The sequence below is a fragment of the Lederbergia citrea genome (genome assembly GCF_018343525.1).
Classification (GTDB): Bacteria; Bacillota; Bacilli; order Bacillales; family Bacillaceae_C; genus Lederbergia; species Lederbergia citrea.
Genome location: NZ_JAGYPH010000004.1, coordinates 311,761 through 323,757, shown reverse-complemented (window position 1 = coordinate 323,757; position 11,997 = coordinate 311,761). Strand labels below are relative to the sequence as shown.

Here is an 11,997-nt window from a genome sequence, read left to right as displayed (position 1 = left end):
TATTATTCTGAAAAATGGAAGAGGAGGAAGATAGAATGAAACCTAAAGTATATGTAACCATGCCAATCCCTGAAGATGTAAGACATTATATGACAGAGCATTGTGAAATCCGCCAGTGGACGGGTGAGAAACCGATACCGCGCGAAACTTTACTACAGGAGCTTAACGATATAGAAGGACTATATACGTCAGGTGGAAGCATTGATGAAGAATTACTTAATCATGCGCCACATTTAAAAGTAGTTAGTAATGTATCTGTTGGCTACAACAATTTTGATGTAGACGCAATGAAAAAACACAATGTCATAGGAACCAATACACCTTATGTGCTGGATGAAACGGTTGCTGATTTGACGTTTGCACTCATTTTGGGAACTGCCCGACGAATCCCCGAATTGGACCGGCTCGTTAAAGATGGAAACTGGAAACCATCAAAGGATGATCAAGAGTATTTCGGAATCGATGTACATAGTTCCACGATCGGAATTATCGGTATGGGCAGAATTGGCGAGGCGATCGCTGGAAGAGCTAAATTTGGATTCAATATGGATGTTCTTTATTACAACCGAAATAGAAAGCCGGAAGCGGAAGAGACGTTTGGTGCTGAATATAATGATTTAGAATCTCTTTTAAAAAAATCAGATTATGTTGTTTTACTTACGCCGCTCACTCCAGAAACCCATCATCTAATCGGCGAAAAGGAATTTAAGCTGATGAAAAAGTCAGCATTTTTCATCAATGTTTCCCGTGGCCAAACCGTTGATGAGCAAGCCCTCATTCAGGCTTTACAAAATAAAGAAATTTACGGTGCCGGACTTGATGTATTCCAAAAGGAACCTGTTGAAAAAGATAATCCTTTGCTCAAAATGTCTAATGTTGTGACAGTTCCTCACATTGGATCCGCCACTGCCCAAACGAGAGAAGCAATGACCATGCGTGCTGCGGAGAATGTGGTTGCTGTGTTAACAGGGAAAGGGCCAATTGACCCAGTAACAGAATAAGTTAACATAGGGAGCTAAATTATGGGGTATAAATTAAGAATTTGGCTATTTTATTGCGGTATCTTGCCATTTGCATTTTCCTTCGTCACCTTATTTGTAATGGGTGATATGAATATGCTTCCGGTAATTACTTGCGCAATGCTTATAACCGGTTTAGCCGCAGGTTTTTTTGCGGCCAGTTCTAAACAACTGCCTGCCAATGTGAGTGCACGTTACTTTCCGGTAGTTTTACCAACCGGTTATACACTTGTTCTCTGGGCTATTTTTATGTTAATTAGCGGTGGGTTCTACGGAAATTCATTATGGGTAATATACGTCCTTCTTCACCTGCCGTTTGTGCCCATTGGTTTTATCGCTTCTTTTTCCGGGATAGGAATTTTATATTTTCTTGCACCTTTAGCGTATAATGCAGCTTTTCTTCTCGGATTTTTATTGAAAGAACGGATACGTAAACCAAAACCAACTGGAAACATAAATAAAAAACAATTGCTGTCATTTTCTTTCGTCATTATTCTAGCGATAGGAGTAGGGAGCTTTGTCCAATGGCACCGAAGTCAGACTGTCCTCCCTTCATATGGATTTGAATATGGAGGTGGATATTCAAGCACCGATTTATGGCCATATGATATTTCTAATCCGGAAAATCAATTGCCAAAGCTTTCTGAACCCGCCACATTTACTATTAAAGATAAATATCTGATTTTAGATGGCGCTGAAGCTGCTTTTCCAGTATATTCTGCATTTGCTCAAGCCGCCTATAAAGATATGAATTTGGAAGGTTCCGGTGAGTTTGTCAGTTTTACCAATACAATCTATGCATATGAACGGTTATTAGATAGAGAAGTCGATATTTATTTCGGAGCGGAGCCATCTGCCGATCAGTTAAAAATGGCAGAGGAGCAAGGGCGAGAATTGATCATGACTCCTATTGGGAAAGAAGCGTTTGTTTTCTTTGTCAATCAAAAAAATCCAGTTGATCATTTGCAAGTTTCGGAGATTCAAGGGATATATTCAGGCGATATTCAAAATTGGAATGAGGTTGGAGGGAATAATGAGAAAATCATTGCTTTCCAACGACCAAAAAATTCCGGCAGTCAAACCTTATTAGAAAAAATTATGGGGGATAAGCGGCTTATCAAGCCTTTGAAAGAAGATGTTCCAGAAGGCATGGGTGGAATTATAGAACAAGTAGCGGACTACCGCAATTATGAGAATGCCCTCGGCTTTTCATTCCGTTTCTTTGCTACAGGCATGAACAAAAACTCTGACCTTAAATTTCTAGCTATCGATGGAGTAGAACCTAATAGCGACAATATTTCAAGTGGGACGTACCCATTCACAGCCAATCTTTATGCTATCTCATTGAAGGATAATCCTAAGGCGACAGTTGAGCCCTTTCTAGAATGGATGCAGGGTCCACAAGGGCAGAAATTAGTCGAGGAAGTTGGATATATTAAATTGGAAGAACAATAAGACATCTAAATCAGAGCGCTTGATTTAGGTGTTTTATTTTTCTAATTTCCTTAATGCACTTAGAACATCTTAGTATTGTGCTAATGTTCATTAACATTGTCTATGTTCATTTCATTCAGAGTTCGTATAATTTGAAATAGATTACACAACGCTAGGAGGATGGAATAGATGGGACAGGAACCAGTATTATTGACTGATGAGCAAATGCAAGAATTTATTACGAGAGGATATCTTGTGTTGAAAACCGATTTCTCTCCAGATTTTCATGAGAAATTAATGGGAAAATTGAACCATGTTTATAATGAAGAGGGAAATCCAGGCAATAACTTGCTCCCAAGAGTGCCAGAACTGCAAACAGTTTTTAACCATCCAGCCATTGATGGAGCATTACAAAGTGTCATCGGTCCCAACTATTTGATGCATACACACCGTCATGGTCATTTTAATGCTACTCCTAAACCAGGTGGCTGGCATAAAGATAGCTATTGGGGATATTCCAGAATGCGTAATCACCATCCATGGTGGGCAATGATCATGTATTTTCCTCAAGATACGCCGGTTGAATTGGGTCCTACAGGTGTCATGCCGGGAACACAAAACTACGAAACTCGTATTTTTAAAGAGGATAATTTGAAAGAAGAAGCACTCGCAAGTGGTGAGGCAGGAACATTTATTTTAATTCATTATGATATTTGGCATAGGGCTACAGCTAACACACTTGGGGAGCCGCGCTACATGTTGAAGTTTGAATTCATGAGAACGGAAGCTCCTACTGCTCCAAGCTGGAATAATGAAAATCCAAATTGGATAACGCCTACATCCGCCAAGCAACTTTTCTATCAGCATGATGATATGTGGGAGGAAACATGGAACTGGCTTTCTGGAAAAGTGGGCAGTATTGCAGAAACGAAACAAGAATCGGATATTGAGCAGCTTTCTGCAACATTAATCGGAGATAATGAACCAGAAGCAATCAATGCAGCCTATCAATTAGCGTCTTCTGGGGATGAAGGTCTTGTTGTCTTAGAAGAAGTACTATATTCTGAGCAATTAAAAGATTCACGTCTTGCAGCATATGGACTATCCATCGCAGGAGAGAAGGCTGTGCCAATTTTAGAAAAGGCGTTGGAAAGTAATCAAGCTTACACAATTGCACATGCTGGATTCGCGCTAGGTGAGCTACGCCAGCTTGCATCGTCAGCTATTCCAAAATTAACAAGATTAGTGAATCATCCTTCTTCTTATGTAAGAACTACAATCATTGATGCAATCAGTATGATTCAAGAGCCTGCAGATGAAGCAGTAGCTGGATTAATTCAAGCATTGAAAAGTGAAGACGTTCAAACGAGATTTTCAGCAGGACTCGCCCTGTGCCGTTTTGGCGCAGAAGCAAACGCTGCTGTTCCTCAGCTTACAAAAGCATTAGAGGATGAAGATCGATATGTACGGGGCCACGCTGTAGAAGCACTTAACTATATTAATACCGATGCTGCAAAAGATGTATTAATAGAATACCTGCTTGCATCGAGATGGTGTCCGACGACCAATCCATCAAGCACTTTTTAAATATATGAAAAGGAGCAGACGTCGAACTGCTCCTTTTTCCTTATGTCATTTTTTATGTACAATCATTTCTCGATATTGTGATGGTGCAAAGCCAATTTGTTCACGAAACATGCGAGAAAAATAAGAAACTTCAATACCGACCATATCAGCGATCTCAGAAATGCTTCGGTTTGTAGTGGCAAGTAGATGGCGTGCCCTTTCCATCCGCAGCTGATTCAAAAAGCGAATAGGTGAAGTACCGGTAAACTGTTTGAACAGTTGAATAAAATAATTCGGATGAAATCCTGCTATAGCAGCCATTTCTTCAATCGATAAACTTTCAGCCAAATGTGCTTCCACATAGTTGATGACATGGTCAATCTTTTCGAAAGAAGGATTACTAAAAGACTGGGATTTTACGTGCCCGCCATTTTCGAGCATTAAAGCAATCAATTGCAGTAAAATAGCATGAATTTCAAATAAGGAAGCGATTGAATTTTCTCCATTTAGCCGAATAAGCTGCTCAAATTGTTCTTTTATTTTCTCAGGATGCTTTACTTTGATAAAAAGGGGAGCTTCCACTAAATCGTATAAGTGTGCTTCTCCTACTTTTGCACTGAAATGGCACCAAAATTTATCATATGTATTACCAGATGTAATTCCATATGATTGCTTTGTACCAGCCGGAAGCAAATAAAGTTCACCAGGATTTGGGTAATATACTTGCCCGTCCACTTTCACAAATCCTGTCCCAGATTGGATAAAATAAAATTTATTAAATTCGGGAATGAAATCTGTTTCTCCCCATGTTGTTGGCACTTTGGTACGCTGAACAATTAATACATCAAGCTGAGCGTTTGCAATATATTTTTTTGAAAAATATGTTTCGTTTTTAACCATTGAACTCTACCACCTTAATCAAAACGGTATGCTGAAGAATTCGCCAACCCGCCATCTCGTTCCTGCAATTTTCAAAATATAGGTATAATTGAGTGGCTTTTTAAGCGACCGTGCGGGGCAGGCAATATTAAAGGTGGGGAGTAACTGTAAAGCTTCCTAAATGAGGACCATAATTGATAGAGCAGTAGAAACAAAAAGCATTGACATTTAAATCCAATATTGTTAATGTTCCCGGTAACATAAAGTCTTAAATATTATAAAAAGGGTGAATTAAATGAGAATTGATGCACATCAACATTATTGGAACCTTGATAATAAACATACTGATTGGCCAACTCCTGATTTAACAGCGATTTATCGCAATTTTCTTCCCGAGGATCTTGAAGCACATTTAAAACAACATAGTATTGATAAAACGATTGTTGTCCAAGCTTCTCCTGATTTGGATGAGAATGAGTTTTTATTAGATTTGGCGGGGCATCACGACTCAATCGGGGGCATCGTTGGGTGGATTGATCTGTCATCTGAAGAATTTCCCGAGCATTTTGCCCGCTTGAAAAGCAATCCGAAATTTGTCGGCATAAGGCCAATGCTGCAAAGTATGGATGATGATCAATGGATATTAAGGCCTGAGGTAAAGAAGAATATCAAGATATTAATAGAAAATGATTTCCCAATTGATATATTAATCTATCCCAAACATCTTCCGTATATAGTAGAACTTTTAGAAGAGTTCCCTAAATTAAGAGCCGTTATTGATCATTGTGCAAAACCTAATATAAAGGATCAACAATGGGGTTCATGGGCAGATGGAATGAAAAAGGTTTGTAAGTTTGATTCAGTTATGTGTAAGCTATCTGGGCTTGTTACAGAAACAGATCATCAATCGTGGAAGATAAACGATTTTAAACCTTACATAAAGCATGTAATAAACTGTTTTGGTACGAGTCGCATTATGTTTGGCAGTGATTGGCCTGTATGTATTCTTGCTGCGTCATATGATGAAGTTGTAAAAATCGTGACTGAACATTTACCTGAAAATTTGACTGTAGAAGAAAAGGAATTGTTATTTGGAGGAAATGCTAAAAAGTTTTATAAACTGTAAATAAAAATAACGAGGCTCCCTAACGGGGGGCCTCGTTATTTTTATCAATTTCGTGGAGTGAAGACTTCCTAATATGAATCTCTGCCGGAAGCACGATTTTTCTCGGCATTTCCGGAGCAGTATTTTCAATCCGCTCAATCAGCATTTGCATTCCCATATAACCAAAATGATATGAAGGCTGTTCAGCGGCCGTTATAAAAAGTTCACTTTCAGTATAATTAGGAAGTCCATCGTAACAAACAACCGCGATATCTTCGGGGACCTTCATATTGTATTTTATTAGGAACTTAACAGTATCGACCCCAATAAAGTTGCTAGTAGCAAAGATGGCAGTTGGACGCTCATTTTCAGGTAAATCAAGCATTTTTTTTATAATTTTTGAAATATCACTATCCTGTAAAAAATGACTTTGATGGATTAAGTTACTGTTAATCTCTAAACCATGGGCTGTAAGAGTATCACAATATGCTTGATGGCGTTCTCTTGCAGTTGCGACATCCAATGGTCCGTTGATTATAGCAATCCGCTTATGACCTTGTTTTATAAGATGTTCCAATAATCTACGAGTAGTTGTTTCATTATCACTAAGTACTTGATCGCATTTCAGGTCCTTGATGTGCCGATCTAATAACACAAAGGGAATATTATATTTTGTTAGTGTTTGAATGTTTTTCTTGGAAGAATCGTTTGCTGGGGCAATCAATACGCCATCAGTTCCAGCAGATATAAGCATATCAATATATTTTGACTCTTTTTCCAGATTTTCATCACTATTGCAAAGCATTAATTGGTAGCCCATTTGCATGGCTTTATCTTCGGCCCCGCGTGCCACACTCGTAAAAAATGGATTAGCAATATCTGTAATCATCAACGATAATATTTTTGTTTTTTTGGAAACTAAACTTCTTGCTGAACTATTAGGTAGATAATTTAATTCTTTAATAATCGCTTCTACTTTTTCACGCGTTTTTACACTAATTTTATCGGATTTATTGATTACTCTTGAAACTGTCATAGCGGAGACATTTGCTTTTTTTGCGATATCATAAATTGTTACCATTATAAATACTCCTTTCCTGCCCAATTGAATTTTATGAAAATTTAGAGTTGACACATATATTACATGATGTTATTATCTGGTTATCAGTAACAACATTATAACATCATTCTTTTTAAAAGAGGTGGTTTATATTTTTTAAAATGTAAGGGCTTACCTAAATTATCTAGTTTCTATAATTCTAGCAGAATTTCACGTAGGTTAAAATACACGTTATTTTTTATCACTAATTTTTGGATTATTGGGAATATAGGAAAAAAGGAGGATGACATTATGAGAAAAGCACTATTAAGTTTGCTTTTATTTGTACTTTTGCTTTCTTTAGCAGGATGTGGTGGAAAAGCTGATTCCGCTTCATCTGAGAAAAAAGGCGGGGATGTTGTTGAATTGACATGGCAGTTCTGGGGTGGGGATGCAGACCGAAAGGTATGGAAGGAAATAGCAAACCAGGTAACTGAAGAATATCCAAATATTAAAGTTAAATTACAAATAGACGATTGGAATACATATTGGACGAAATTAAAAACCCAATTAGCCAGTGGTACCATTTCTGATATTGTAAGTATTCGTAGTCTAGAAGTTCCCGTATATGCAGAAAAGGGCGTATTTGAGCCGTTAAATGGTTTCATAGACTCCTACCCAGAAGTGGATATAGATGATTTTAATGAAGGAATCCTAAAAGGGATGTCTTATGAAGATGAGATTGTTGCTCTGCCTTATGATTTCGGTGCGCCAACACTATATTACAACAAAGATTTATTTGATAAACAAAATGTGCCGTACCCAGATGAAAATATGACTTGGGATGATTTTCTAGATCGTGCTAAAAAGTTAACACACCCTGAAGACCAGGAATATGGATTTGTGACATCTGGAAGTTTATGGGATGCCGTCCCTTGGATATGGCAACTTGGTGGTGATTACGTAACGGAAGATGGGAAGTATACATTAAACGAACCAGAAACAGTACAGGCATTCGAGTTTTTGTCTGATCTCGTATTTAAACATAAAGTTTCGCCTTCTGCGGAAGAATTATCCACAAGTCCGGCAAATGAACGTTGGCAAGCTGGAAAAGTCGCGATGATCATTGATGGGCCATGGAGTTTAGTAAGTTATAAAAAATTTAATAATTTTAAATTTGATGTATCGACATTACCAATAGCTCCAACAGGAGAAAATGTAAGCTTATCTGCTGGTTCAGGATTCGGTGTATCTGCAAAGTCAAAACATAAAGAGGAAGCATTTAAGGCCATATCAGTTATTACAAGTAAGGAAAACCTGGCAAAATTGGCCGAGGCTGGTCGAGCATATCCCGCAAGAGATTCTGCGGTTGTCAAGTTTGAAGAGAGCAGTGGCCTAGAGCATGTAGAAATGTTTAAAAAACAAGGTGATAATTCAAGACCTTATAAAACAACTCCAAAATTTACTGAAGCCGAAAATATTATTAAACAAGATTTAGAATCGATCTTCTTTGGAAAGTCAGAAGTTGAGCCGGCCTTAAATAAGATTCAAGAAAAACTTGATAATGAAATTAATAAATAGCAAATGAACTAGGCAGGTTATAAACCGCCTAGTTCATAGCCTATAGATTAGAGGTGTTGGAATGTCAACTTCAAATATATCAATTGAAACCAAAACTAGTAAACGAATCCCAAAGTCTATTTCTAAGACCGATAAAAGAAGGAAAATAATTCAAGGCATAACCCCTTATCTGTTTCTATTACCTAATATAATCGGTTTTCTAGTTTTTACTGCTATACCAGTGATAGCATCGATTGCGATCAGCTTCTTTGAGTGGCCTTTACTCGCAAGTCCTAAGTTTGTAGGTCTCGAAAATTATATCAAGCTATTTACAGAAGACGACGAATTCGGCAAAGTTCTCTTAAACACCTTTTATTACGTAGTGCTTCTATTACCAATTAATCTGATCGTGTCTGTTGGTTTTGCAGTTTGGTTGAATTCAGTTTTAAGAGGAGGTGCACTATTTCGTGTCTTGTTCTTTATGCCTGTATTAGCACCGATGGTAGCCTCAGCCCTCATCTGGAAATGGCTATATCAGCCTGATTACGGACTAATCAATGGTTTTTTGAAAACAATAGGTGTACAAGGGCCTAACTGGTTGGGGGATCCTAAATATGCAATGCTATCCATTGTGATTATGAGTGTATGGGCAGGATTTGGTTATAATATGGTCATTTTCATTGCAGGCTTGCAAGGCATACCTGATACGCTTTATGAAGCTGCATCTATCGATGGAGCAAATAAATGGACACGTTTTTGGAAAATAACGTTACCTATGCTTTCACCGACATTGTTTTTTGGTATTATCATGACGCTTATTACATCATTTCAGGTTTTTGACCAAGCGTTTATTATGACTGGTGGAGGTCCGCTGAATTCTACAAATACGATTGTTTATTATATTTTCCAAAATGGATTTGAGTTTTTCAAAATGGGCTACGCATCTGCAATAGCTTGGGTATTATTTGCAATCATTTTCTTAGTAACATTTTTTCAAATGAAATTTCAAAAGCGTTGGGTTCATTATGAATGATGGGGGGACAAATGATGGAGAATAGAGACACAAAAGCAAATACTACCTTATCGAAAACTTTACCCATATTAAATTACATTTTACTTTTAATGGTAGGTTCTATATTTTTAATTCCATTTTTATGGATGTTAGCTACATCTGTCAAACCACCTAATGAAATATTTAGTATCCCACCAAAATGGTTCGGTAATAAATTCGAATGGAGAAATTATGCAGAGGCGTGGGAATACTTTCCTTTTCTAAGGTTTTATTTAAATAATATTATAATTTCAGTTACTTCTGTTTTTCTAGTATTGTTGACGTCATCTCTAGCAGCCTATGCGTTTGCTAGAATGCAGTTTCGAGGGAGAGACACATTATTTCTACTCTACCTTGGTACATTGATGATACCAGGACAGGTAACGATCGTCCCATTATTTATGTTAATGAAATACTTGAATTGGGTTGACACTTATCAAGCGTTAATTTTACCTGGTTCATTTACTGCATTTGGTACATTTTTGCTAAGGCAATTCTTTCTATCAATTCCCTTTGAATTAGAGGATGCAGCAAGAATAGATGGCTGTTCACGGTTAGGGATGTACTGGAGAATTATATTGCCATTATCTGGTCCAGCCCTTGTAACACTGGCAATCTTTACTTTTATTTCACAATGGAACAATTTCCTATGGCCATTGATTGTTACAAACTCGGATACAATGAAAACACTTCCACTAGGAATAGCTATGTTCCAAACGCAAAATGGAACACAATGGCATCTGATGATGGCAGCATCAGCTATAGCTATCATTCCAATACTAATTTTGTTTATATTCGCTCAGAAGTACTTTATTAAGGGCATAACTCTCAGTGGTATGGGTGGACGATGACCAAGTATACTTAGAATGATGAACTAGTAGATGAACTAAAAATATTTAGTTTTTCTTATAAATTACTATTAAATCTAGGAGGTAAGGATTTATGACTACTGTAAGCGAAATCACAAAAACCGCCAACTGGCCAACAAACTATGGAGACCCAGCATGGTTATTACATGATCGATTTGGATTATTTATTCACTGGGGTCTGTATTCAAACGCTGCCAGGCATGAATGGGTAATGAATCGGGAGAAGATTCATCCGGATACATACAATAAATATTTTAAATATTTCGATCCGGATTTGTATGACCCAAAAAAATGGGCGCGTGCTGCAAAAGACGCAGGAATGAAGTATTTTGTAATTACTACGAAGCATCATGAAGGATTTGCGCTATGGGATAGCGAATTAACAGACTATAAAGCTACTAATACACCGGCAAAACGTGATTTATTGTTAGAAATGGTAAACGCATTTAGGGAAGAAGGGCTAAAAGTAGGATTCTATCATTCTGTCATTGATTGGCATCATCCAGAGTTCCCGGTTGATGGACTGCATCCTCAAAGAGATGATGAGGCGTTTAAGGCGAATGCAACAGAAAGAAATATTGAAAAATATGCAGAGTATTTGCATGGACAAGTCCGAGAATTATTAACGAACTATGGAAAGATTGACTACTTATGGTTTGACTTTTCTTATCCTGAGCGAAGTTGGGGTTGGGCAACTGGTAAAGGAGCGGAAGACTGGCAGTCCGAGAAGTTGGAGAAGATGATTCTAGAATTACAGCCAGATATCATACTAAATGATCGTTTAGATTTAGGGCGTGGCGTTGTAACGCCAGAACAATATCAACCAAGTGAGGCGGTAACCGAGGATGGACAACCAGTCATATGGGAAGCATGCCAAACGCTTAATGGAAGTTGGGGATATGATCGAGATAATCTTGATTGGAAATCGGGTGATGTGTTAATAAAAATGCTAATTGACAGCGTTTCCAAAGGCGGGAATCTATTACTAAATGTTGGGCCAAATGCTAGAGGAGAATTTGATCAAAAATCTCTAGATAGTTTGAGTGAGATTGGCAAATGGATGAGAGTGAATTCCCGTTCTATATATGGTGCAACAAACAGTGAGTATACTGCACCATTAGATTGCCGATTTACTCAAAAGGGAAAGCGTCTATATCTCCATATCTTCTCGTGGCCGTTTAGACATATACATTTGGAAGGACTTGCAGGGAAAATAGATTATACTCAATTTTTGCATGATGCATCCGAGATACAATATAAAGAACATGATCCTAATGAAGAACTTACTCATATATCTACCCGTGTAAAACCGGGAACAGTAACATTAGAACTTCCTGTGCAAAAGCCTGATGTTGCAGTTCCGGTTGTAGAAATCTTTTTAAAAGAAGACTAACAAACTAGCATTAACACGGAGAGAATGGACCCCCTCTGTGTTAATGCTAGTTCTTTCAGACAAAAAAATCATAGTAACTACT

Annotated in this window: 10 protein-coding genes; 8 read left to right on the top strand and 2 right to left on the bottom strand. The window is 37.7% G+C overall.

What is annotated here, in order from left to right; all coding sequences use genetic code 11:
- The first annotated feature begins 35 nt into the window (after positions 1–35).
- The 3 genes from KHA88_RS18685 (at position 36) to KHA88_RS18675 (ending at position 4,040) form a co-directional block, all read left to right on the top strand.
- Positions 36–1,001: a 2-hydroxyacid dehydrogenase gene (locus tag KHA88_RS18685; RefSeq protein ID WP_213099542.1), complete on the top strand. Its 966-nt coding sequence runs from the start codon at positions 36–38 to the stop codon at positions 999–1,001.
- A 21-nt stretch (positions 1,002–1,022) separates the two neighbouring features.
- Complete coding sequence (locus KHA88_RS18680; protein ID WP_213099543.1) at positions 1,023–2,474, top strand: PstS family phosphate ABC transporter substrate-binding protein; 1,452 nt, start codon at positions 1,023–1,025, stop codon at positions 2,472–2,474.
- 168 nt (positions 2,475–2,642) lie between these two features.
- Complete coding sequence (locus tag KHA88_RS18675) at positions 2,643–4,040, top strand: HEAT repeat domain-containing protein (RefSeq protein WP_213099544.1); 1,398 nt, start codon at positions 2,643–2,645, stop codon at positions 4,038–4,040.
- Positions 4,041–4,085: 45 nt separating this feature from the next.
- On the opposite strand, the gene KHA88_RS18670 is transcribed toward KHA88_RS18675, so the two are convergent.
- Positions 4,086–4,919 (bottom strand): AraC family transcriptional regulator, encoded by an 834-nt coding sequence (locus KHA88_RS18670; RefSeq protein WP_213099545.1) that lies wholly within the window; start codon positions 4,917–4,919, stop codon positions 4,086–4,088.
- 274 nt (positions 4,920–5,193) lie between these two features.
- On the opposite strand from KHA88_RS18670, the gene KHA88_RS18665 reads away from it, so the two are divergent.
- Positions 5,194–6,024, top strand: a complete 831-nt coding sequence (locus tag KHA88_RS18665) for an amidohydrolase family protein (protein WP_213099546.1) — start codon at positions 5,194–5,196, stop codon at positions 6,022–6,024.
- A 19-nt stretch (positions 6,025–6,043) separates the two neighbouring features.
- On the opposite strand, the gene KHA88_RS18660 is transcribed toward KHA88_RS18665, so the two are convergent.
- On the bottom strand, positions 6,044–7,084 hold the full coding sequence (locus KHA88_RS18660; RefSeq protein ID WP_213099547.1) for a LacI family DNA-binding transcriptional regulator: 1,041 nt from the start codon (positions 7,082–7,084) through the stop codon (positions 6,044–6,046).
- A 270-nt stretch (positions 7,085–7,354) separates the two neighbouring features.
- Here KHA88_RS18660 and KHA88_RS18655 point away from each other — a divergent pair, with 270 nt between their 5' ends.
- The 4 genes from KHA88_RS18655 (at position 7,355) to KHA88_RS18640 (ending at position 11,915) form a co-directional block, all read left to right on the top strand.
- Positions 7,355–8,623: an ABC transporter substrate-binding protein gene (locus KHA88_RS18655; protein WP_213099548.1), complete on the top strand. Its 1,269-nt coding sequence runs from the start codon at positions 7,355–7,357 to the stop codon at positions 8,621–8,623.
- A gap of 61 nt (positions 8,624–8,684) precedes the next feature.
- Positions 8,685–9,635 carry a carbohydrate ABC transporter permease gene (locus KHA88_RS18650; RefSeq protein WP_213099549.1) on the top strand — a complete coding sequence of 317 codons (951 nt, stop codon included), beginning with the start codon at positions 8,685–8,687 and terminating at the stop codon, positions 9,633–9,635.
- Between the two features lie 14 nt (positions 9,636–9,649).
- Positions 9,650–10,504 carry a carbohydrate ABC transporter permease gene (locus KHA88_RS18645; RefSeq protein WP_213099550.1) on the top strand — a complete coding sequence of 285 codons (855 nt, stop codon included), beginning with the start codon at positions 9,650–9,652 and terminating at the stop codon, positions 10,502–10,504.
- Positions 10,505–10,595: 91 nt separating this feature from the next.
- Entirely contained in the window at positions 10,596–11,915 is a 1,320-nt protein-coding gene (locus KHA88_RS18640; protein WP_213099551.1) for an alpha-L-fucosidase, read from the top strand.
- Positions 11,916–11,997: the final 82 nt, after the last annotated feature.